This window comes from Deltaproteobacteria bacterium (genome assembly GCA_019308905.1).
In the GTDB taxonomy this organism is placed as follows: domain Bacteria; phylum Desulfobacterota; class BSN033; order WVXP01; family WVXP01; genus JAFDHF01.
Genome location: JAFDHF010000011.1, coordinates 37,475 through 60,677 on the forward strand (window position 1 = coordinate 37,475; position 23,203 = coordinate 60,677).

Consider the following 23,203-nt stretch of genomic DNA (forward strand, 5'->3'; position numbering starts at 1 on the left):
TTCACGATTTTTTCTGTTTTGGCAGGAGAACACCCTTGTCCCCTCCCTCCTGAGCTCACGGGAGGCGCCTTGGGCCGTGAGAAGGGATTATCTCTCTCTCCGGCCCTGCCCGGAATTTCGGGCTTGATCTCCCGGTCTTTTCCACTAAAATAGATTCTGTTCCTTCACGCGTTGCAGGGGGAAGAGATGGATGTTCATACCCTTAGGCTGGTCTCCGGGGCGGCCGCGTGCGATGCCTTCTGCCCGCACTGCACGTACCGCGGAGCGATGGAAGAGAGTGGCGGGGATTCCTTCGACTTCCAGTCCTTCAAGAGGGCCCTCCGGTTCGCCATCCAGAGCGGAGCCGTGGCCCTGGAACTCTCTGCAAGAGGAGACCCCCTTGCAGGGGAGTGGACCATGCTGTACCAGATCATCTCAGAGGCGAGCGATCTGTTCGGCCAGGTGGGTTTGACCACCCCGGGAAACCGCATCCTCCAGGAGAAGGATTCCTTCGTCAACCTGGTGGGGTGGCATCTCACCAATCTCGCCCTCGTGATTCCCCATCACCGTCCCAAAGAACGGAAGGCCCTGCTCGGCCTCGACATCGACTACGGGTCTTTGGTCCCATACCTGAGGCAGGATTGCCAGGTGGTGGTAAGGGCTTTGTGTTTCCTGTCCAAAAAGGGGGTTTCCTCTCCCCAAGAGGCCCTCGATTACATCCACTGGTGCCGCCAGGTCGGGATCGAGCAGGTAGTCTTCAGGGAGATCGGCACGGACCAAGAGAGGGCGAATCGCAAGACGGCCCGGTGGTGCCTCGACAATGCGGTAGAACTGGACGCGGATGAGGACTGGAATTTCGAAGAAGGGGCCCAGACACTCTTCTACGTCAACAGTCTGATCGCGCAGAACCAGGCACGGCCGATCTTTGTTTTGCCCTGGGGAGAAACGGTCTATGGGAAAGTCGGTACTACGGGAAATTCATCAAGTCCCTTGTCTTTTCCAGCGGCCACCTCTATGCGGGATGGGAATCGCGGGGCAATATTCTGTTCTGATCGCTATCCAGTCTGCCTGATTTCGAGGCTTTCATCGGATCCGGTATCCAGCCCGGCCCCGGTTGAATCCCGAGATGGCCCGGTGGAAAATCCTCGAAACAAGGGAGCGGCCGGGGGGGATCCGTGGATCCCTCTCGTGCTTGGGCTGCAACAAGGATCGGGCTATGTGAGCCATCGACCTCGAGGCCGGCAAGTGGGGTCTTCCGACGGCAAGCGGCACTCCACCCCTCTGCAGCCTCCGGATACTCCTCTCATCCGCAGGGATCCCTCCGAGGTAGTGGAGCCGGATATCGAGACCCGGTTCCTTCATATCGAGTGCAAGGTGAACCCTCCTGCTCAGCCTTTCAAATGTCCTGAATCCCTCTTGGGGATGGTACGAACCGGCACAGATCAACGAGAACTCCAGGACCCGCCTCCGGCCCCTGATTCCCATGGAGGTTCCCTCCCAATCCCTCCGCGCCTTCACGAACCTGTCAAAGACAGCCTCGATGTATGAACATCCCCTCTGCCAATCCGCAGGAGAGAAGATCAACAGAGCCTCGTCGGCCTCGATCGCCGGATCCGGCCAGGTGGAAGGAGCACGGCCGGGAAGGGTCAGAATCAACCACTCCCCTTCTCTCCCAAGACCTCCCGGTATATCACGGGGGGGAAAAGGCGCGCCTCCGGCAAATTCTGCAAGGACCACGTGCCTCTCCCTGCGGTTCAAAAGGGCGGCCAGATTGGCGCCAAGGCATTCCCCGCTGAGAGCCGCCGTGCTGGAGGCCAGGGTGAGGATTCGACGTTTTCGCCCTTGGCGGGACATCCCCGAAGAGGGAACCACGGCACCTTTTCTCTCCGGGGCGACGTAGGCTGGTCCCCAGCACTGGTTCAGGGTGTCCCGGATGGCCCGTGGGGTCGCCACAACAGGAACGATCCTGCACTCCGAGAAGAGCTCGAGCCTCTTCAGTACACCCTCGTCTTCGGGCTCGGCCATGGCAACCATCAGCCTGTCGCCTCTCAGTTTCATCGGAATGCAGTTGAGGGAGAAGGCGAGATCCCTCTTGATATAGCCGAGAATCCCCCTTTCCACCATGGAGGGGTCGAGATCCACAAAGGGCAGCCCGAGAACCTCTGCCCGGTTCCTGGCACGGAGAGATTCTTCGAATCGGCTGAGTCTTCGAAAGGCACCGCCCTGGCCTTCAAGAAAGCCCAAGCCACAGAGAGTGTGCCGGCCGGAGGCCGGCATGGTCCAGACCGTCCTGGCCATGAGTACAATCCTCTCCGACCGAAACTCTTCCCGCCCCGCTGCCTTCAGTCTGACGAAGGCGCCCGGCCGGAGGGCAACCTCCGTTTGCACCATGCCCCCTCCTCGCCCGATATTGACAAGGCTCGCCCCCGAGAAGGTCCGATCATATTCTTTCAACTCCACGGGGATAGCGCAGGGACGGCGGCGAAACCGCCTTCTCTCCCTCAGGATGGGACGCCCGGAAAGAACCATGGCATATCCCTCAGGGCCTCTTGTTCCGGCAGCCCCTGGGAACCGATCCGCCTCCTACCCGACGAAAAGGTAACCTCGGAGCCGGAAAGACCGATGGCTCCCGGCAGGCCTTCCTCTCTCGGTTCGACCGCCTCAGGCTTTCTCTTCCTGCCCGTCATAGGGAAGGGCCTCATCGATGAGCATGACAGGGATGTCGTCCCTGATGGGATATACAAGCCTGCAGGCTTTGCAGATCAGCCCGTCTCCAGCCTCGTTCAGGATGATATCCCCCTTGCACTTCGGACAGGCGAGGATATCCAGGAGCTCCTTGCTCACAGCCATTCGGTCCACCTCCTTACCGCTCGCGTCAGGACGGACTCCACTCTTGCCTCTCCCCTATCTCCGCGGGGAGACACCGTGATTCCGGCTCCCTGTTCCCGACTCCTCTTTCTTGCCTGCCGCCCTGCTGGCGAGACGGTCTGCTTCGGCGTTTTTCGCCCTTGGAATGCGCTCGATTCGATAAGACCGGAAGGATTTCAGCAGCTCGCAAACCCGACGATGATACCGCCTCAGAGTCTCGTCCCTGACCCTGTACTCCCCCCTGATCTGCCTCTCCATGAGCTCCGAATCGGTGAATACCACCACGTCTTTCCCCCCCGCGGCCAGCGTCTGTTCCAGTCCCAGGATCAGCCCCCTGTACTCGGCCTGGTTGTTGGTCGCCCTTCCGATATACCGGCTCATCCTGAACACGGCCTTCCCCTCTTCATCCAGGAGAACCGCACCGATCCCGGCCTCACCCGGGTTGCCTTTGGCGGCGCCGTCGACGTAGAGATGGAAAAGCCTGTTTCCTGCCGCGGTCCGCTCTCGAGGGCTCAATTCGTGTTCTCCCAATAGAGGAAACGGTTACAGTTGGGACACCGGATCAACCGGTCGTTGCGCTGGACCTCGTTGGACATCTGTGGGGGGATGTTGACATAGCATCCCTGGCATGCTCCTCTCCTGACCGCCGCCAGAGCCGTGCCACGGCGGGCCTTGAGAGTCTCGTAGGCCGCCAGGAGATCCCCGTCGAGACTCTTTATGATATCCTCCCGCCGCTTCTCCATGGCGGTGATCTCTTCGACAAGACGGGCGAGCTTCTCTCTGGTCTCCGAGATCTCGGCACGCACCTCCTTTTCGACGGCCACCAGTGACCCCTCTCTCTTGGAAACGGTCTTCCTCAACTCGTCCGTCTCCTCCAGAATCGCCAGGATCTCGTCCTCCTTACGGTCCGAGGAGCTCTCCATCAACTCGATCTCGTGGAGGAGAGCCTGGTATTCCTTGTTGGTCTTGACATCAAAGAGTCTTCCCTTGGTCTTCTTTATCTTCTCTCCCTCCTCGTTGAGCTCCCCCTCTTTCCGGCGCCTCTCTTTTTCCAGGAGCCGGAGCCTCTCCTTCTCCTGCAGGATAGTCTCCTTTTCGGATTTCAGCCTCTCGTCCAGCTCCTTGATCTTGAGGGGGTAACGTTCCTGGTCTCCCCTCAGCCCCTCGATCCTCAACTCAGTCTCTTGTAACTCCCTTAGTAGTAGAATCGGTTTTTCCAAAAGCCGCCTCCAAAGACACGAAATAAAAAAGGCGCCCCAAAACGGCGCACCTTTCATCCACAACAAACCTCGAATCCGTTTCTCGGCATGGTTTCATTTCACACCAAGTGGGCCCACCTGGGTTCGAACCAGGGACCTACCGGTTATGAGCCGGTGGCTCTTCCAACTGAGCTATGGGCCCCCTTCCCGCACAAATTATATTCCATTTGGTTTCCCTGTCAACCTGAACGCCAGAACTCGTGTTCGTGATTCGTGTTCGTGGGGAAGGGACAGGAATTCCCTACCCGCGAAGCTCGAGAGGGTCACCGCGTGAGCTCAGGAGCGAAGGGACAAGAGGTTTCCCCTTGAGAATCAAAAAACATCCTTAGAAATCAAGATACCTTCGGACGTGCGCTCCGAAAAGTGGGGGAAGTCCTCGAACGCCACTCGAGTCCCCTACTTTCGGACAACACCCCTTTCCCCAACCGATCACTGCGGAAAGAGAAGCAGCCGATTGCAACCGCTCGAATCTCGGCAAAAACCGGTGACCGAATGATTCGAGCCTCCTACTTCTCGACGAATCCCTTCAACTTCCTGCTTCGACTCGGGTGGCGGAGTTTGTTCAGCGCCTTGGCCTCGATCTGCCGAATTCGCTCCCGGGTGACCGCAAACCCCCGTCCGACCTCCTCAAGGGTGTGATCGTATTTCTCCCCTATCCCGAAACGCAGCTTGAGTATCTTCTCCTCCCTCGGCGTCAGGGTCGCCAGTATCTTCCTGGCCTGGTCCGACAGGTTCCGGTTGAAGACGGCCTCGCAGGGAGAGACGGCCTTCTTGTCTTCGAGAAAATCCCTGAGGTGGAAGCTCTCTCCCTCCCCGATGGGTGTCTCCAGAGAGATGGGTTCCCTGGTTATCCTGAGCACCCGCCTCACCTTCTCAACGGAGATCTCGAGCCTTCGAGCTATCTCCTCGGGCGTGGGCTCCCTCCCCTCTTCCTGGACGAACCGGCGCGAGGCACGAACGAGCCTGTTCATCGTCTCTATCATGTGGACGGGAATCCTGATGATTCTCGACTGGTCGGCAATAGCCCTGGTTATGGCCTGCCGTATCCACCAGGTGGCATAGGTGCAGAACTTGTAGCCCCGCCTGTACTCGAAGCGGTCCACCGCCTTCATGAGACCGATGTTTCCCTCCTGGATAAGGTCGAGCAGATGAAGGCCCCGGTTTGTATATCTCTTGGCTATGTTCACCACGAGTCTCAGGTTCGCCTTCACGAGATCGGCCTTGGCCCGTTTCACCCTCATCTCGGCCTTTTCGATTGCTTTGCAGGATTCCAGGAGCTCATCGCCGGGCACACCCGCTTCGAGCTCGATCTTGCGGATCCTCTCCTCTGCCTGGCGCACCGCCTTCTCCAGGATCCTCCGGTTCACACCCGGAGGAAAGGGAGAGCCTCCATGCGAACCCTTTTCCCCCCCGGAGAGGGCCTGCTTGATCTCCTCCAGGGGCATCCCCGCCCACTTCTCCACCCTGGCGAGTTCCTTCCTGGCCTGCTCGATTCGCCCCTGGTAACCTCTCACCTTCTTGGCGATTCGGCTCACGTGCACGTCCCTGAGCCGCATCCTTTGGACCAACAGGAGAATCCTCGCCCGGCTCTTCCTGATCCCATCCATGAGAGCCTCTCGATCAGCCTCTGATGTATCGAGACGCTCCCGGTTTTCCCTGATGATCCGGTCAGCCGTCCTTATTCCCTCGACAATCCGCAGGATCGCCGAAAGATTCCGAGTTCCTCCCCCGCTCAATTCGTCTCCGGTCTCGTCCGTATCTGAGGTCACATCCGACAGGGAAATCTCTCCCCTGCGCAATCTCTCTCCGATTCTCAGGATCTCTCCGACCGCCTCCGGGCAGGTTATCAGGGCCCTGAGCACATCGCGCTTCCCCTGCTCGATCCTCCTGGCGATTCTCACCTCCTCTTCGCGCGTCAAGAGGGAGACCGAGCCCATCTCCCGGAGGTAGATCCGCATGGGGTCGGCGATATCCTGTATCCTTTCGGAAAGGAGACGATCCTCCTCTCCAACCGGCTCAAGCTCCCCCGTCTCACCGAAGAACTCGACGTCTTCCTTCAGGGGGAGGTCAGCCTCGTCGAACGTCGCCAGGACATCGTCGATTCCCTCGGGCAGGACCGTATCCTCGCCAAAGGCCCTACCCGCCTTGTCGTCCCGAGTCACAGAGCCCTTCTCCCTGCTTGCATCGGACTTTGGATCGCCATCGGCTCTTGTTCCGCCCCTCGTAGTCATACAGGCCTTCCCGTGCTCTAGGTGGCTTGGCTTCTTCGCAGACTCCGCTCTTCATCACTGAGACGCTGTTTCTCCCGAAGAAGTTGGTTCAGTCGATCAGTCTGGTCGGTCTTCTCCACATCCTTGATCTTCCGGGTGAGAACATCCTGCGTACGCTTCAGGCGCCTTATCTTGACCTCTCTGATGCAGTCTGCCGCCGCCCGCTCAGCCTTCTGTTCCTCGAATCTCTCCGAAAGAGCCCACAAGGAGATCCTGCTTCTCAGCCTCTCCTCTGAGACATCGCCCAAAACATCCCCCACAGAGAAGTCGTCCCTTGTTTCGAAAAGCCTCTTTACGATCCCCGCGATCCTGCGGAGGTCGTCGCTCTCGAAGTCGTCGATAACCCCCGATTCGAAGACAGCCGGTATGAGGCCGTGATGGTTGAGCATGAGTTCCACAAGATCCTCTTCGGAGGCAGGGAATGGAGGCTGCGAGCCGGCCCTTGCCTCCGGTGTGCCCGCCCTTCGCGTCTCGGCGCTCCTCCGCCCCCAAGACGAGACCAGGTCCCCCTCGGTCACACCGAGACGTTCGGACAGGGATCTCACATAGAGCCTCCTCTCAAGGGGGTCACGGAGTTTCTTGAGCACCGGCATCACGGCCCGGCCGATCTCGACCTTTCCGGCAACACTCCCGAGATCTCCTCTCTTCACGGTATAATCTATAAAGGCATCCACGAGCGGAACAGCCCTTTCCAGCGCTTTTGCCAGAGCTTCCGGCCCGGCTTCCCTGACAAAGCTGTCCGGATCGTATCCACGGGGGAGGCTGACCGTCCTGGGATGTATCTCCTCCTCCATAAAGGGATCCAGAGAGCGAAAGGTGGCCCTGATCCCAGCCTCATCCGAATCGAAGAGGACTATGAAATTCCGGCTGTATCGCTTCATGATTCTGACCTGATCCCGGGTGAGAGCGGTCCCCAAAGGGGCGACGGCATTCCTGAAGCCGCTCTGGTGGAGGGTCAGAAGGTCGAAGTACCCCTCCACGAGGAGTACCGAATCACGCTGCCTGATCTCTCTGCCTGCTGTCTGGATTCCGTATATGGACTGACTCTTCTTGTAGACCGCCGATTCGGCGGAATTCATGTATTTGGGCATCGTCTCGTCAATGGCCCCACCTCCGAAACCGACGGTGCGGCCACTGGTATTCATTATCGGAAAGATAATCCGATTCCTAAACTGGTCGTACCACCCCTGGCGCTTCCTCGGAATAATCAGACCCAGTGTCTGGGCCAGGGCCGGATCGACTGATTTCCTTCGGAAGTGGCTTACAAGATTGGTCCAGCCGGGCGGGGCATAGCCGAGACGATACTCCTCGATCGTCTCCTGACGGATACCCCTTCTCGCCAGGTACTCTCTGGCAGGGCTTCCCACTTTCTTGCTCACCAGATTGGCATGGAAGTAGTCGGCTGCCGTCTCGTTTATCTGGAAGAGGAGTTCCCTCTTCTGATCCTCGCCCCGGCTGCCGCCTCCCTTCGGGATGGAAACCCCGGCACTACGGGCGAGTTCGATCAGCGCGTCGTAGAAGCTGAGGTTTTCGTAACGCATGAGGAAGGTGAAGACATCTCCGCCGGCTCCACAACCGAAACAGTGAAAGATCTGTTTCTCCTCGTTCACCATGAAGGAAGGGGTCTTTTCGTGATGGAACGGGCAGAGGGCACGATAGTTCTTCCCGGCCTTCTTCAAGGCTATGCGCTGAGAGATGACGTCGACGATGTTGACCCTGTCGCGAACGGCAGCGATCGCTTCAGAGAAATCTCCGGACAAGTCGAGTCCCCCCGGAAAACTCAAGCCTCATGGGATGAAAACTCCTGCCTCCGGCCTTGCGGGAAGAGGCTTCCCTCGCCCAACCGCAGCCAGAAACAAACCCCGCCGCCCGACCCGGGGATCGGTACCGCTCCCCCGGGTCTCGGTCGGTGGAGTGACTACACATAGGGAGGAGGGTCTTCGATCTCTTCTTCACCCGCGGCCGTGCTCTCCCATCCCAGTTGGACCACGGTGATACCGGATCCTCCCCTCGAAGGGTCTCCATCTGCAAATCCCCTGACCGCCTTGTGCTGTCTCAGGTACTGCCGAATAGCCTCTCTCAAACGACCGGACCCGCTGCCATGGACGATCGTCACGGAACCGAGATCCTGCAAGAGGGCCCTATCGATAAACCTGTCCACAACAGGCAGAGCCTCGTCGACCCTCAAACCGATGACATTGATCTCTGTCCGGACTTCATCCGATGTCGACACCATGGACACGGGCGGGGAAGGAACTTCCGGACTCTTTCCCCGGTCCGGCACCCTCTCCAGATTGTAAAGGGAGGTCTTGATCTTGAACTGTCCAACCATCACCTCGGCAATGTCGACTCCCTCATGGACACGGCTTACCGTCCCTTCCTTGTTGAGATCGAGGATCCGCACGCTTTCGCCGGGTCTCAGGTCCTCAGGCTTCGAGCGTCTCCTCTTGGCGGGTTTGACCTGGAATCGGAGTCGCAACCGGTTCTCGATCTCCCGCAGCTCCGTCTGGGGCTTTCTCTTTCCCGGTTCCACGGGTGCCCCCCTCCGGGACAACTCCTGGAGCTCCCTCTCGGTCTTCTTCAACATTGCCATGCCGCGCTGCTCGATTCGGAGCAGAATCCGGTCCCGCCTCTGCCGGATCCGCCTAATCAATCCATCCAGCCGATCCCGCCTTTCTGCTGTATCCCTTTGAAGCCTCTGGAGTTGCTCTCTTTCCCGGACCGCCTCGAGGTAGAGGTGCTCGAGCTTCTGCATAAGGGCGGCCCGGGGCCCTTCGCCTTTCCGCTGATGGCTTCTGGCCCTGTCCAGCACCTCCCGAGAAACGCCCATCTTCTCCGCCACGAGAAAAGCACGGCTGGGAGCGGACGTGCCGTAAGAGAGTCGATACCGCGGCTCGAGAGTGTCCGGGTCGAATTCCACTCCCACGTTGGTCACCCCAGGAGCGACGTATCCATAGGCCTTCAGAGGTTCGAGGTGAGTCGTCACCACCACGGCCGCACCTTTCTCCTTCAGGCAGTCGAGCGCCCCCATGGCCAGGGCCGCTCCCTCTGTCACGTTCGTCCCTGCGCCGATCTCATCCACGAGGACCAGGGACCGGGAATCGGCCTCCCGGACGATCTCATCGAGGTGAGCCAGATGGGCGGAGAATGTGCTCAGGTCGTCTCCGATGCTCTGCTCGTCTCCCACTTCGGCAAAGACCTTCTGATAGACAGAGACCCGGCTCCCCTCCGCCACGGGAATCTCCATACCCGACTGGAACATGAGAACCAGGAGACCCAGCGTCTTGAGGGCCACAGTCTTGCCTCCGGCGTTGGCCCCGCTTATGATCAGCACAGAGCTTTCCCGGGGGAGGAGGATGTCTATGGGCACCGTCTCGTCCCTCTTCCTGAGGAAAAGGAGTGGATGGCGGGCCTGCAAGAGGCACGTACCTCCAATCTCGCCTATCTCGGGCTGTATCGCCTGGAGGGTGCGGCCGAGTCTCATCTTGGCGACTATCAAATCGAGTTCACCCAGGAGTTCCAGATCCCGCTGCAGGTCTTCGGTTCTCTCCCTGACTCTTCCGGTCAACCCCTCGAGAATGCGAAATTCCTCTTCCCTCTCCTTGTCGAGAAGAAGATTCAAATCATTGTTCATTTCAACCACGGAAATGGGTTCCACAAACAGGCTCATCCGGCTGTGGGAGTAGTCGTGCACCACCGCCTTGATACGCCCTCTGAACTCGGGCTTTACCAGAAGGACCGCCCTTCCGTTCCGCTGTGTGACGATGCGATCTCTGAGCACCGGCTGGAGATCCTCCTGATTGAGTATCCGTTCCATCTCTTTCTGGATCCTGGTCCTGACTTCCCGCAGGCTCGCTCTTATCTGCCGCAGGCGGGGGCTTGCCTCGTCACGGACCGTTCCGTCAGGATCGAGACAGCGGCGGATCTCCGTGCCGATCTCCTTGCAGACGGTGAGACCATCGATTAGAGCCTTCAGGCAGGGAAAAGGGACGTGGATACCCGTGAAGAATTTCTTGATTTTCTGGCAGGTTTCTATGTTGGCGGCAATATCGAGCAGGGCCTGGGGTTCCAGGACGGCGCCGGCCACACGGGCCTCCCCCAGGACGCTGCGCACCTCCCTGAGCTCGACCGGGGGGAGAGACTCCCCCTCGTCTTCGATTCTCTTGAGTTCATCGATCCGGCTGAGCGATCTCTTGATGGCTTCAACGTCCGCCTGGGGTCTCAATCGGCGGCAAAATTCCCTGCCTGTGGGGGAGGAGGTATACTTTTGGAGGAGATCTATGACCTGATAGTATTCCAGAGCTTCCAGTGATTTTTCATCGATTCTGAAGTCGGTTCTTGGCAAACCTCTCTTCACCTTAGCCCGAGAGCCTCTCTCTCACCATTTGGTTGACGGTCTTCCCATCGGCCCTTCCAGACACCTTGGGCATCAGTATCTTCATAACCTTGCCGAGGTCTCTCATATCGACCGCCTCGGCCTCTTGAACGGCCTCGCTGATCAGGGATTCGATCTCTTCCCTCGAGAGCTGACGAGGCAAAAAGCCCTTGAGAATTTCCAGTTGTCGGCTTTCCTCCTCCACCAGGTCCTGCCTGCCCCCTTTCTTGAACTGCTCCAGGGCTTCTTCGCCTTTCCGGACCATGGCGCCGATGACTCTGACGACACCGTCGTCGTCCAGGGCCTTTCTTCCCTGATCGATCTCCTTCTTCTCGATCGCATCCCGTACCAGACGAATGGTAGAGAGCCTGGCCTTGTCCCGCTGCTTGAGCGCCTTCTTCATCTCCTCGTTCAGCATCTCTTTGAGCGACATCCATTCAACCCCGTTGCATCATCTTTCTGAACCTCTTCATGGCCCTCTTTCTCGCGGCCAGGGCCTTCCTCTTTCTCTTCACGCTCGGCTTCTCGTAGTGCTCTCTCCTCCGGACCTCGGAAAGGATCCCAGCCTTTTCACACTGCTTCTTGAAACGCCTCAGGGCATTTTCAAAAGACTCGTTTTCGCGAATTCTAACATCAGCCATCTAGCCATATCCCTCCCTCCACCATCTGGATTGTCTTGTTGCGAGAATCGTGTGACAAACCCCTAACTCTCCAACAACCGTCGCTCCCCTTCCAGGTCTCGCTCCTGAGAACCTGAAAGCCCCTCCAGACTCTCCGGCGGGGACCAACCCCACCCCAAAACCGACCGAGCCGTTACCCGCCCTCGGTCGCCCCTTGCATCCATGGGAGAGGAGAGACCTATCGACCCGGGCTGACGATTTCCTGGCTCAACCTGTGAAGGAATGCGAAAATCTAAGTATACCAGACACCGGGCCGTTGTCAACCCCTCGAATCCCGGGCTTTCCGCACATCTGTAGATCGTCGTCACCGGTGATCGGGATCGAGACACCGATGGAAGGGGCGCGGCGGTCCTTCCGGTGCCCCGGAAGGCTCGAACGCCTCGAAGGGTTCGAAGACTCTGAGAATCCCTCTTGACAAACGGCTGTTTTTAACATATTAGACAGAGTCTATTGTGGAACCCGAGTAGAACGACGCTTACCGAGGAGAGTCTCATGAGCAAAGAATTGGAAAGGGAGATGCTCAGGGCCACGGCGAAGAAGGTCGCCGGAAAGGTGCTCGCCTCCCGTGCGGAAGAGATCGACGCCAGCGGTGAATTCCCTTGGGACATCGTGGAGGTTCTCGGAAAACAGGGTTTCCTCTCTATCCTGCTTCCCGAGGAATACGGCGGAATGGACGGAGATATCACTTCCTTCTGTCTCGTCATCGAAGAGACGGCTAAGGTCTGCGGAGCATCCTCCCTCTTGATACTCGTTCAAGGGGTCGGAACCATGCCCATCATGATCGCGGGGAACGATGAGCAGAAGAAGAAATACTTCCACCGCATCGCCTCGGAGAACAACCTGGTGGCTTTTACCCTCACGGAGCCTGAATCGGGTTCTGATGCGGCCTCTTTGAAGACGAGGGCCATGAACCACGGTGATCATTACACCCTGAACGGCCGAAAGTGCTTCATAACCAACGGGGGTGTGGCAAACCTCTATTCCACCTTCGCCCTCACAGATCCCGAAAAGGGAAGCGATGGGATCTCGGCTATTCTCGTGGAGAGAGGAACCCCCGGCCTCTCCTCGGGCAAGGCGGAAAACAAGATGGGAATGCGCGGCTCCAACACCACCGACGTGATCTTCGAAGACTGCGTCGTCCCGAAGGAGAACCTCCTCGGAGAAGAGGGACAGGGATGGGAGATCGCCATGAAGACCCTCAACATGTCCCGTCCAGCGGTTGGAGCCCAGGCCGTGGGAATAGCCGAGGGAGCGCTCGATATCGCGATAAACTACAGCAGCGAACGCCATCAGTTCGGAAGGCCTATCGCCAAGTTCCAGGGCATCCGCTTCATGGTTGCAGACATGGCCACACAGATCGAGGCTGCCCGGGCCCTGGTCTACAAGACCGCAGCGGCCATCGATTCGAAGGAGGGAGACAGCCAGATGCTCTCGGCCATGGCCAAGTATTTCGCCTCGGATGTGGCCATGCGGGTCACCACCGATGCGGTCCAGATCCTGGGCGGCTACGGGTACATGAAAGACTACAAAGTGGAACGGATGATGCGGGATGCCAAGCTGACCCAGATCTACGAGGGAAGCAACCAGGTTCAAAGAATGGTGGTAGCCCATCACCTTTTTGCAAGAAAGGGAGACCAACAAGCAGGCTGAACTCCCTGCCAGGCAACGGACATCGGTGCCCCATGAGATCCCATGGGCCTCCACCCGGGTCTCGATCTCTTCTTTACTGGATCCTCCTTGCATATCTCCTCGGTGCGGTCGCGGCGGCGCACCTGAGTCTTTCCCGACCGGTCTTGGTGCTCCTCCCCGCGGCTCTGGTCGCCTCCGGTCTCTTCGCGATCATCCAATCGAAAAGGGGGTCTTCCATTGTCTTCTGGATCGTCTGTTTCTTCTGGCTCGGCATCCTCGCCTTCCGAATCCGGATCGATCCGCCGCTGCCTGGAAACCATGTCAGCAACTTTGCAGACGGAAACAGGGCCATCGTTGAAGGCATGCTTTCACGGCCTCCAGACAAATCAATCAGGAGAACAAGGCTCAGGGTAAGGGTCGAAACCCTGGTGAGAGGGGGCAGGGCTATCCCCTGTACAGGTACGATCCTGGTCTCCCTGCCTCCGGTGGAAGACGACTTCCTCCGGTATGGAGACCGGGTCCGCTTTTCGGCGAACCTCCGCCACCCAGCCAACTTCAACAACCCTGGCGGGTTCGACTACGAGCGCTATCTCGCCGCAAGGGGGATCTGGACAACGGCCTTCGTCGACAAACCCGAAAGGATCATCCGCGTTGCCGCCGGCGTGGGCAACCCCTTTTGGATGTGGCTGGAAGGTGTGAGAACCCGGTTCAGGCTCTTTCTCGGCCGTCATTCCACCCCCTCGGCCTCTCCCATCCTCAAGGCCCTTGTTCTGGGGGAGAGAGGTACCATACCGGAGAGGGTGAAGGAGGACTTTGCGGCGTCAGGTGCGGCCCACATCATGGCCATCTCCGGTCTCCATCTCGGAATCATCGCTTTCTTCCTCTTCCAGGGCATCTTGTGGATTCTGAGGCGGAGTGAGACGCTGACACTCAGGACCAACATCTTCAAACTCTCCGCCCTGCTGACCATTCCACCCGTCGCCTTCTACACCTTGGTGGCGGGAGGCAGAATCTCGACGGTGAGGGCCTTTGTGATGATCACCGCCTATTTTGTCTCCCTCATCATCGACCGGCCGAGGGATCTCTACCATACCCTTGCCCTGGCCGCGCTGGTGATCACCCTCGCCGACCCGGCGGCTCTCACGGAGGCCTCCTTTCAGCTTTCATTCATGGCGGTCCTGGCCATCCTCTTCCTCTATCCCAGGCTCAACCGTCTCTTCCAAAGAGAAGAGATCCTCCCTCACAAGGGCAGAGGCCTGATCCGGCGCTTCACATCGTGGGGCCGGAGCCTGTTTCTCGTTTCTCTGGCTGCCATGATCGGCACGGGGCCTCTCATCGCATACCACTTCAACAGGTTCTCCCCTCTCGGGTTGATCAGCAATTTTCTGGTCATTCCCCTCCTCGGCTTTCTCGTTGTCCCCACCTTGCTCCTGGCCATGGTCCTCTCCCTCTGTTCTTGCCCCCTCGCCGCCCCCCTGGTGGGAGGGGCAGGTTGGATCGTAGATCTCACCGCCACCGCGATCCACGAACTCGCCTCGCTGCCCTGGACCTCTTTCCGGGTGGCCACACCGACGGTCCTGGAGATTGTCCTGGTGTATGGGCTCTTCGCTGCCGTGGCCCACGCCCGCCGCTCCCCCCTTTATGGGGCCGCCATCGCCGTGATTCTCTCAGCAGGAGCCGTCGACGCCGGCTATTGGATCGCCAGGACTCGTTTCAACCAGAACCTCAGGATCACCTGCCTCGATGTCGGCCAGGGCGACTGCGCGCTGGTCGAATTCCCCAAGGGTAGGCGAGCCCTCATAGACGGCGGCGGTTTCTACGATGATGCCTTCGACATAGGCAGAAACGTGGTGGCACCCTTTCTCTGGAAAAAGAAGATCCGGAGAATCGATTTCCTGGTCTTGACCCATCCGGATCCTGACCACCTGAACGGATTGAAGTTCATTGCACGGACCTTTCCGGTGGGGGAGCTCTGGGATTCCGGGCAGCAGAGCGGCTCTGTCTCCTTTAGAGAATTCATGACCATCGTGAGGCGGAAGGGCATCCCCCGGGTCTCCCTGTTCCGAGGGGACGAACCGCGAATCATCAACGGTGTGTCCGTCTTCCCTTTGAACCCTGCAGAAGGATCGTCCGAAGCCCCGGGGGGGCGCCGGAGATCGAGAACCAACAACCTCTCACTCGTCCTTAGGCTGGTCTTCGGCAACCAGGCCTTCCTCTTCACCGGGGACATCGAGAAGGAGACGGAGGAAGAGCTTGCCGCCTCGGGGCTCGACCTCAGGAGCCGGGTGATCAAGGTTCCACACCATGGGAGCCGCACTTCCAGTACGGGGGTCTTTCTTGCAGCCGTGGAACCCGACATCGCGGTGATCAGTACAAGGCCGAGAGGCGACCTCCGTCTTCCAAACCCTGCGGTTCTTGAGCGCTACCAAGCCCTCGGCTGCAGAATCTTCAGAACCGACCGGGACGGGGCGGTCACGATGGAGACCGACGGCCGGCGATTGAGGGTCAAGACCTTCCAGGGAGGACAAGAACGCTGAATTATGGTATGAATAGGGCATGAGAAACCCGCGCAAGAGGTGCCGCGATGGGCAGGACAGCCAGGCAAAGAACCAGGAGCCGCTCTCGAGTCTTGCTCGCGACCGGAATGAATTCCCTTCTTTTCTTTTTCTTCCTCCTTTTTTCGAGCTGTACTACGGTGGAGAAGAGGCCGGACGCGAAGGCCGCCTATGAGAAGATCCCCTTTTCAGAGATCTTTGCCTCTCCGCAGAGATACAGAGGGCGCACGGTGAGGCTGGGGGGTGTGATCATAGAGACGACGAACACCGAAGAGGAGACCACAATCGAGATCCTCCAGAAACCGCTCAACCGGCGCGGCAGGCCCAAGGCAGTCGACGAGACGGGTGGGCGGTTCATAGTGGTTTTCCGGAGGTTCCTCGACAAGGCCGTCTACCGGCCCGATCGGCCCGTGACAGTCGTCGGGGAGATCATCGGAAGCAGAACAGGCCTGATAGGAGAGACCACCTATCACTATCCCCTGCTCCTTGGAAAGGAGATCCATCCCTGGAAAGGGACCGGCTATTCGGCCTGGCCTTTTATGCACATCGGCATCGGTATCGGCACCGGGGGCGGAGGGACCAGTGGTGCAATCGGAATAGGGACCTCCTTCTAGCCCGGTCCGAAAGAGAGGGGAAGGGGGGAGATCATGAGGGGTGTCAACATCGGGAAGGCCGTTCTCCGGGGGATTACGGTGGGGGCTTTCGAGAACAACGTCTATTTCCTGATCGACCCTCTGGCAGGCGAGAGTGTCATCATCGACGCGGCCGCCGAAGCAGAGAGAATCCTAGAGGCAGTGAGAGGAACCCGGGTCAAGTTTATCCTCCAGACCCACTGCCACATGGACCACGTTCTCGCCCTCAAGGAGACCAGGTCGAGGACCGGGGCTCCCGTGGGGGTTCATCCTGCCGACCAACAAGCATTCGGTGTGAGCGCGGATATCCATCTCAAAGACGGACAGACCCTCGACCTGGGCCAAGAGACGATTAGAGTCCTGCACACCCCGGGCCATACCCCGGGGGGGCTCTGCTTTCTCATCGGAGGCCATCTCATCTCAGGAGACACCCTCTTCAAGGGGGGACCCGGCAAGACCGCGGGTCCCGAGCAGTTCAGGCAGATCCTGGAGAGCATCACCAAGAAGATCTACTGTCTTCCCGATGAGACCGTCTGCCTTCCCGGACACGGTCCGGAGACGACCGTGGGTGAGTCAAAGAGGGAATACGAGGTCTTCGCAAGAAGGAAGAGAACCGAGCCTGTTTACGGCGACGTCGTGTGGCTAGCGTCCTGACCATGCCCGGCAGAGCCCGCAGGGGAGGAGGGAAGACCGCCCTCGGGCCCACGGGCCGAAGCCTGGATCTAGGCTAGCCCCGCAACGGCCCGGAAAGTCCGTTCCGAGAGCGGACCGGCTGCTTCCCGACGGCGAATCGATACCAACGAAAGGAGGAGCCATGGAACTGAAAGTAGAGCGGCTCGAATTTCCCGAGGGGTGCAACATTATCTTGGGGCAGAGTCATTTCATCAAGACGGTGGAAGATCTCTACGAGATCATGGTCGGGTCCGTGCCGACCGTCAAGTTCGGCCTCGCTTTCTGTGAATCCTCCGGGGATCGCCTCCTCAGGATCGAAGGCAACGACGCCGAGCTCAAGGAGGTGGCGGAGAAGAACGGCCTCAGGATCTCTGCGGGCCATACCTTCTTTCTGGTCATGAGAGAGGCCTTTCCCATCAATGTGCTCAATGCCGTGAAGATGTGCCAGGAGGTGTGTCGCATCTTCTGCGCCACGGCAAACCCTGTCGAGGTGATCGTCGCCGAAACAGAACAGGGCAGGGGGGTTCTCGGAGTGATAGACGGTCTGTCCCTCAAGGGCGTCGAAAAAGAGGGAGACGTGGCCTGGAGAAAGAACCTGTTGAGGGAGTTCAAATATAAGCTGTAGTCACGCTGGAATCGTTTGACCCTTCAAGGGGCTGGAGTCTGGAATCCTCGAATCGTTCAAGACTCTCGAATTGTTTGCGACATTAGACCGAAATTCAAACTCCGTTGAACGAAGAGCCGGCTGAGTTCTTGAGTCTCCTGGTATTGTGCGTTTCAAAGGAATGCCGGTGATCGAACGATTCAAATGCCTGAGCGAACTCTCAGGGGAGGCTGAGTATCTCTGGTTCTCCATCGGTGATGGCGATTGAGTGTTCGAAATGGGCCGACCGTTTTCCGTCGGCGGTAACCACGGTCCACCCGTTGTCGAGGACCCTGACACGCCAGTCTCCGGCATTCACCATCGGCTCCAGGGCCAGCACCATGCCGGCCCTGAGGCGATCACCGGTTCCAGCCCTCCCGAAGTTCGGAATCTGAGGATCTTCGTGCATCTGCCTTCCGATCCCGTGACCGGTGAAATCCCTGACCACGGAAAAACCATTGGCCTCCACATGGGACTGAATGGCATGGGAGATATCAAAGAGGCGATTCCCCTCTCTGGCCTGCTCGATCCCCTTCATAAGGGCAGTCTCTGTAACCTCCAGCAGCCGATTCGATTCCGGGTCAACCGTACCCACCGGGAAGGTGATGGCCGCATCCCCCACATACCCCCTGTAAATCACCCCGAGATCGAGACTCACAATATCCCCCTCTTCAAAGACGCGCGAATCGGGGATTCCGTGTACCACCTGCTCATTGACAGAGACACAGATGTTTGCGGGATATCCCCGATAGCCCTTGAATGCAGGGACCCCTCCCATCCCGTGGATCATCCTCTCGGCTATGCGGTCCAGATCGGTTCCCGTCCTGCCCGGGCTTGTGATCTCTTTGAGATGCCGGAGAACCCGTGCGACGATCCGGTTGCTCTTCCGGAGAATCGCAATCTCATCCCTCGATTTGATCTGTATCATGAGAAACCGTCCTTGAATCTTTGAGAAAACCATCCAAAAAATATCCTTTCGCCCGCTCCTTTTCAAGAGGAGGCCAAGCACGAATGGGCACGACGGAGTCCCCAACCCCCTTCGGGGCGGGGGAACGCTTTTCGACGGCGGCTTCTCTCCGGCTGGAAAACACCTCATCCCTTAGCTCTCGAGCTGACCCCTTCGGATTTCTCGGTCGGGGAATCCTTGCCCCTTCCCCACGCACACGAATCACGAACACGACCTCTCCCCTTGCCGCTCGATCTCGATGGGTGCCCCACCGCTTCCGCAATGCTCGTCGGGGCCAAGGCTATTCCCCAAAAGACACGGAACTCGTCGTTTCTTTCCCATTGACTTTCAGCAGGGGACCGATACAATACCTGTGCCGCTTCCGGCCAACGTTTGTTCCCACCAGGGAGGGAACGTCTCCGGGCAAATCCAGAAACACAGGGGAAGGGACAATGATTTCAAGGTATACTCGAGACAGGATGGGCCGGATCTGGACCGACCAGAACCGCCTGGACAAGTGGCTCCAGATAGAGGTCCTGGCCTGCGAGGCTCTGGCGGAAACAGGCGAGATTCCCCGGCAGGCAGCCCAACAGATAAGAGAAAAGGCCGGCTTTGATGTCGGCCGGGTTCAAGAGATCGAAAAGACCACAAAACACGATGTGGTCGCCTTTGTGACCTGTGTGGGAGAATCTCTGGGAAAGCTTTCCCGCTATCTCCACCTCGGCCTCACCTCCTCGGATGTGCTCGACACCTCGATGGCCCTGCTGCTGAGGGACTCGGCCTCCATCATCATCGAGGATATCGATCAACTGCTCGCCGTCATCCGAAGGAGGGCCTTTGAACACAAGGAGACGGCCATGATAGGCAGGTCCCATGGAATCCATGCGGAACCAATCACCTTTGGTCTCAAAATGGCTCTCTGGCACGAGGAGATGAAAAGGAACCTGGACCGAATCAAGAGGGCCAGGGACGTCATCAGTGTGGGAAAACTTTCGGGCGCAGTCGGAACCTATGCAAATCTCTCTCCCTTTGTGGAACAGTACGTCTGCCGGAAACTAGGCCTCGAGCCGGCTCCCATCTCGACCCAGGTGATTCAGAGAGACCGCTATGCGGAGTACTTTACGACCCTGGCCATCATCGCCGCCTCTATCGAGAAGTTCGCCGTAGAGATACGGCACCTCCAGCGCACCGAGGTGCTCGAGGTCGAAGAGTTCTTCTCCAAAGGCCAGAAGGGCTCATCGGCGATGCCCCATAAGAGAAACCCCGTTCTGTCGGAAAACCTCACCGGCCTGGCAAGACTCGTCCGGGCCAATGCCGTTGCAGCCATGGAGAACGTGGCCTTGTGGCACGAGCGTGATATCAGCCATTCTTCAGTGGAAAGGGTCATCGCCCCTGATTCGAACATCCTTGTCGATTTCATGCTCGGCCGCCTGACGAGTGTAATCGAGAACCTCGTCATCTACCCTGAAAACATGGCCGCCAACCTCGGAAAAACCAGAGGGCTGATCTTTTCTGAAAGAATCATGCTGGAACTGATGCGCCACGGCCTGAGCCGGGATCGGGCCTATGGTTTGGTTCAGAGGAATGCCATGCGTGTCTGGGAAGAGGGCGGGGATTTCAAGGAAAAAATCCTGAAAGATCCTGAAATTCGAGAGGTTCTCACCCCCGAGATTATCGATACCGCCTTTGATCTGAAACACCACCTCCGTCATCTGGACACTATTTTCAGGCGGGTCTTCGGAAAAGACTAGAATCGTCCGAGGTGCTCGATCGCTACGCTCCTTCGATCACCGGCTTTCCTTCGGGGTCCCGGAGAGCGTGGTGCGGGGACACTCCCCCATGGGGGAGCTCCCTCATGGTTTAACGATTCCAACGATTCGAAGGGCTCGAACATTTCGAACGTTTTACCCCAGAGGCGGGTGGTCTTGATTCTGGGCTTCTTCTAGGATAGAGTTTCGCTATAGGGTATCGCCTTGCGGTCCCGTAGGGCAGGCATCCGGACCCGGTGGATCGTCGATTCACCGGGGCGCCCGAGCGACAAAACGTCTGATCAAGGAGGAAGAACACTATGGTATATCTCAGTCTGGTCCTGGCGGTGATTGCACTTGCAATTGCCATTCTTGCCTACCAGAAGGCGGGCGGCATGGTCGACCTGAAGAAACAGATCGAACAGATCGCCTCATCAACCGAGCTCAAGAAGTCGGTTGAATCTCTCACGTCGGCAACCGATACCCTGAGGGAAAAGACAGCCGAGGCGATCGAAAAACTCGAGACGGCGATCAGGGGGGCTGCAGGGAGCAAGCCGGAGGAGAAAAAGCCGCCGAAAAGGGCCACACCGAGAAGACGGGCTCCGAGGGCAAAGCCCAAGACCGAGGCAGAGGCGACAGAGAAGACAGGAGAGCCGTCCTAAGCAAGCACCCAACTCTCAAACCGGGGCCGGAAGGTTCGAAGCTTTCCCCAGGCGGCCGCCTTTACAGCGGGAATTCCTCCCGCGAGTCACACCAGCGGCTAGGAGGTACGCTCAAGAGCCCACGGAGGTGATGCGGCAATGATTTATGTAAAGGCCTTGCTCCTTATCGCGCTTTTGTTTCTCGCCATTACATTCGGTATTCAAAACTCCGAAGCGGTGGTCCTCCGCTACTATTTCGGCCTTGCATCGGTCCCCGTCCCACTCTACCTGGTCATCTATGTTGCGATCATCCTGGGAATTCTCGGGGGACTCGCGATCGATCTTTACTCTCGCATCACACTCAGGTCGAGGCTCAAGAAGCTGGAAAAGGCGAACGCGTCCCTCCGGCAAGACCTCGAAAAACTGGAATCCGAGGCGGCAGGCGGGGCGGGCAGCGAGCTGCAGCCCAGGCCCGCCGAAGTCGAGACCGGCCCCGTCGAGGCCCTGCCGTCCAGTACCGAGTCGCAACCGGAGAACCAGCCAGAATCCTCCAAGGATTCAAAGGCCCTGGAATCCGGCAAGGACCGGTAGAGGAGCAGATTCCCGCCAACCGGCGGGAGGAGTCTCCAAGATCAAGAAACCAACTGTTGGAGTTTCTTCGGCTTTCAATCGAGGATTCTTCCATGGGGCCGACTTGACGGTTCGTTGTCTCTTTGACATGAGAGGATCTGTGGAAAGATGAAAATCGAGGTTCGAGATTCAAAGGTGGAAGAGTTCAAGACCGAGGCACTCCTCCTCTACCACTTCAAAGGAGAAAAAACCCTCGTCGATAAGACAGAGAGGATGGATCTGGCCAGCCGAGGATTGATCAGAGAGGTCCTCAGGAGCGGCGATTTCAGGGCGGAACTGTACCAGTCCTCCCTCATATACACCCACGGGAGCGGCCCGGCCAAGCGGATTCTCCTTGTGGGGCTCGGGAGAAAGAGGGAGTTCACCATCGACCGCTGGCGCGGGGCCGCCGCGAAGGGGGCTCAGATCGTCAGGGATCTCGGTGTGAAGGAGTTCGCCACGCCTCTGGTCGAGGGGGCTCTGGAGAGGGTGCCCCTCGATATGCTGGCCCAGGCCCTTGTCGAGGGGGTGGGGCTCGGCCTTTACGATTTCAGTGAGCTGAAGACGGAGAAGCGCAAGAAACCCCATAGAGTCGAGAAGATGAGTATCCTCGAGCCGGACACGGCCCGGGCAGCGGCTGTGCACCAGGGAACCCGAATCGGCGATCTGGTGGTTCAGGGCGTTACCCTCGCCCGCGACCTGGTCTCCCGTCCGGGTAACCTGCAAACGCCTTCGATGATGGCGGGGATTGCCGAGACCATCGCACATGAGTCCGGTTTGGCCTACCGCGTTCTCGATGAGGATGATGCCAAAAGGGAGGGGATGGGGGCCTTTCTCGCCGTGGCCGGCGGGAGTGATGAACCGGCCAAATTCATAGTTCTCGATCATAGGGGGAGCGACAACCCCCCTGTGACGATCGCCCTGGTGGGTAAAGGAGTCACCTTCGACAGCGGTGGAATCTCCATCAAACCCTCTGACAAGATGGAGAGGATGAAGAACGACATGGGAGGAGGCGCCACCGTGCTCGCCGCCATGCAGGTGGTTGGAAAACTCGGACTCCCTCTCAGGGTGGTGGGAATCGTCCCCTGCACGGAGAATCTCCCGAGCGGCAAGGCCTACAAACCTGGAGACGTAGTCACCACCCTCTCGGGCCAGACCATCGAGGTCATCAGTACCGATGCAGAAGGAAGGCTCATCCTAGCCGACGGGCTGACCTATGCCCTCCGCTACAAACCCGATGCCATTATCGATCTGGCCACCCTCACCGGAGCATGCGTAATAGCCCTAGGGGACCGCGTTGCGGGTATGATCGGAAACAACGACAGGCTCAAGGCGAGGATCAAGAGATCGGCCGAGATCACCGGGGAAAAGGTCTGGGAGCTCCCCCTCTGGGAAGAATACCAGGAACAGATCAAGAGCGACTGCGCGGACATGAGAAACGTGGGAGGCCGTGCCGGAGGCACCATTACCGGAGCAGCCCTCCTCAGCCGCTTCGTCCGTAAGACCCCCTGGGTCCACCTGGATATCGCCGGACCCGTATGGACAGAAAAGAACCTCCCTTATACGCCTAAAGGGGCAACAGGGGTGGGGGTCCGCCTGCTCGTCCAGCTTCTCCGTGACTGGACCCACCGGAGCTCGGCCGCCCCTCACCGCTCAAGAAAATCATAGGTTCCCAGCCAAGGGGAGTCTGCTCCGAG

At 58.7% G+C, this 23,203-nt stretch carries 20 protein-coding genes and 1 tRNA gene; 9 read left to right on the forward strand and 12 right to left on the reverse strand.

The genetic code is table 11. The annotated features are described in order from the left end of the window. Nucleotides 1-194 precede the first annotated feature (194 nt). The 11 genes from JRJ26_05940 to JRJ26_05990 form a co-directional block, all read right to left on the reverse strand. Complete coding sequence (locus JRJ26_05940; GenBank protein MBW2057021.1) at nucleotides 195-470, reverse strand: hypothetical protein; 276 nt, start codon at nucleotides 468-470, stop codon at nucleotides 195-197. Nucleotides 471-1,062: 592 nt separating this feature from the next. Then, on the reverse strand, nucleotides 1,063-2,508 hold the full coding sequence (locus JRJ26_05945) for a PilZ domain-containing protein (GenBank protein ID MBW2057022.1): 1,446 nt from the start codon (nucleotides 2,506-2,508) through the stop codon (nucleotides 1,063-1,065). A gap of 132 nt (nucleotides 2,509-2,640) precedes the next feature. Further along, nucleotides 2,641-2,829: a Trm112 family protein gene (locus JRJ26_05950; GenBank protein ID MBW2057023.1), complete on the reverse strand. Its 189-nt coding sequence runs from the start codon at nucleotides 2,827-2,829 to the stop codon at nucleotides 2,641-2,643. 54 nt (nucleotides 2,830-2,883) lie between these two features. Next, entirely contained in the window at nucleotides 2,884-3,363 is a 480-nt protein-coding gene (locus JRJ26_05955; protein ID MBW2057024.1) for a ribonuclease HI family protein, read from the reverse strand. Continuing rightward, entirely contained in the window at nucleotides 3,360-4,067 is a 708-nt protein-coding gene (locus JRJ26_05960) for a hypothetical protein (GenBank protein ID MBW2057025.1), read from the reverse strand. Before JRJ26_05960 ends, JRJ26_05955 begins: the two co-directional genes overlap by 4 nt. A gap of 108 nt (nucleotides 4,068-4,175) precedes the next feature. Next, nucleotides 4,176-4,248: transfer RNA gene (locus JRJ26_05965), tRNA-Ile, on the reverse strand. A gap of 364 nt (nucleotides 4,249-4,612) precedes the next feature. Continuing rightward, nucleotides 4,613-6,337: an RNA polymerase sigma factor RpoD gene (gene rpoD, locus JRJ26_05970; GenBank protein MBW2057026.1), complete on the reverse strand. Its 1,725-nt coding sequence runs from the start codon at nucleotides 6,335-6,337 to the stop codon at nucleotides 4,613-4,615. Nucleotides 6,338-6,354: 17 nt separating this feature from the next. After that, nucleotides 6,355-8,136, reverse strand: coding sequence for a DNA primase (locus JRJ26_05975; GenBank protein MBW2057027.1), 1,782 nt, complete (start codon nucleotides 8,134-8,136; stop codon nucleotides 6,355-6,357). 158 nt (nucleotides 8,137-8,294) lie between these two features. Beyond that, nucleotides 8,295-10,721 (reverse strand): endonuclease MutS2, encoded by a 2,427-nt coding sequence (locus JRJ26_05980; protein ID MBW2057028.1) that lies wholly within the window; start codon nucleotides 10,719-10,721, stop codon nucleotides 8,295-8,297. 13 nt (nucleotides 10,722-10,734) lie between these two features. Beyond that, the gene (locus JRJ26_05985; GenBank protein ID MBW2057029.1) at nucleotides 10,735-11,184 is read right to left on the reverse strand and encodes a GatB/YqeY domain-containing protein; all 450 of its coding nucleotides are present in this window, start codon (nucleotides 11,182-11,184) and stop codon (nucleotides 10,735-10,737) included. Nucleotides 11,185-11,188: 4 nt separating this feature from the next. Next, a complete protein-coding gene (locus tag JRJ26_05990; protein ID MBW2057030.1) occupies nucleotides 11,189-11,392 on the reverse strand; it encodes a 30S ribosomal protein S21 in 204 nt (67 codons plus the stop codon). A 531-nt stretch (nucleotides 11,393-11,923) separates the two neighbouring features. Here JRJ26_05990 and JRJ26_05995 point away from each other — a divergent pair. The 5 genes from JRJ26_05995 (at nucleotide 11,924) to JRJ26_06015 (ending at nucleotide 17,544) form a co-directional block, all read left to right on the forward strand. After that, nucleotides 11,924-13,081 (forward strand): acyl-CoA dehydrogenase family protein, encoded by a 1,158-nt coding sequence (locus JRJ26_05995; GenBank protein ID MBW2057031.1) that lies wholly within the window; start codon nucleotides 11,924-11,926, stop codon nucleotides 13,079-13,081. 32 nt (nucleotides 13,082-13,113) lie between these two features. Then, nucleotides 13,114-15,597, forward strand: a complete 2,484-nt coding sequence (locus JRJ26_06000) for a DNA internalization-related competence protein ComEC/Rec2 (GenBank protein ID MBW2057032.1) — start codon at nucleotides 13,114-13,116, stop codon at nucleotides 15,595-15,597. Between the two features lie 47 nt (nucleotides 15,598-15,644). Beyond that, the gene (locus JRJ26_06005) at nucleotides 15,645-16,229 is read left to right on the forward strand and encodes a Slp family lipoprotein (GenBank protein MBW2057033.1); all 585 of its coding nucleotides are present in this window, start codon (nucleotides 15,645-15,647) and stop codon (nucleotides 16,227-16,229) included. Nucleotides 16,230-16,262: 33 nt separating this feature from the next. Further along, nucleotides 16,263-16,901, forward strand: a complete 639-nt coding sequence (locus JRJ26_06010) for an MBL fold metallo-hydrolase (GenBank protein MBW2057034.1) — start codon at nucleotides 16,263-16,265, stop codon at nucleotides 16,899-16,901. 160 nt (nucleotides 16,902-17,061) lie between these two features. Then, nucleotides 17,062-17,544, forward strand: a complete 483-nt coding sequence (locus tag JRJ26_06015; protein MBW2057035.1) for an adenosine-specific kinase — start codon at nucleotides 17,062-17,064, stop codon at nucleotides 17,542-17,544. Between the two features lie 199 nt (nucleotides 17,545-17,743). Here the strand turns inward: JRJ26_06015 and map are convergent, their stop codons facing one another. After that, entirely contained in the window at nucleotides 17,744-18,490 is a 747-nt protein-coding gene (gene map / locus JRJ26_06020) for a type I methionyl aminopeptidase (GenBank protein ID MBW2057036.1), read from the reverse strand. A gap of 470 nt (nucleotides 18,491-18,960) precedes the next feature. Between map and JRJ26_06025 the strand changes: the two genes are divergently transcribed. From JRJ26_06025 to JRJ26_06040, 4 genes are all read left to right on the forward strand, one after another. Further along, entirely contained in the window at nucleotides 18,961-20,259 is a 1,299-nt protein-coding gene (locus tag JRJ26_06025) for an adenylosuccinate lyase (GenBank protein ID MBW2057037.1), read from the forward strand. A gap of 317 nt (nucleotides 20,260-20,576) precedes the next feature. After that, nucleotides 20,577-20,918 carry a hypothetical protein gene (locus JRJ26_06030; GenBank protein MBW2057038.1) on the forward strand — a complete coding sequence of 114 codons (342 nt, stop codon included), beginning with the start codon at nucleotides 20,577-20,579 and terminating at the stop codon, nucleotides 20,916-20,918. A 138-nt stretch (nucleotides 20,919-21,056) separates the two neighbouring features. Next, nucleotides 21,057-21,488, forward strand: a complete 432-nt coding sequence (locus JRJ26_06035; protein MBW2057039.1) for a LapA family protein — start codon at nucleotides 21,057-21,059, stop codon at nucleotides 21,486-21,488. A gap of 147 nt (nucleotides 21,489-21,635) precedes the next feature. Next, entirely contained in the window at nucleotides 21,636-23,174 is a 1,539-nt protein-coding gene (locus JRJ26_06040; GenBank protein MBW2057040.1) for a leucyl aminopeptidase, read from the forward strand. Nucleotides 23,175-23,203 lie beyond the last annotated feature (29 nt).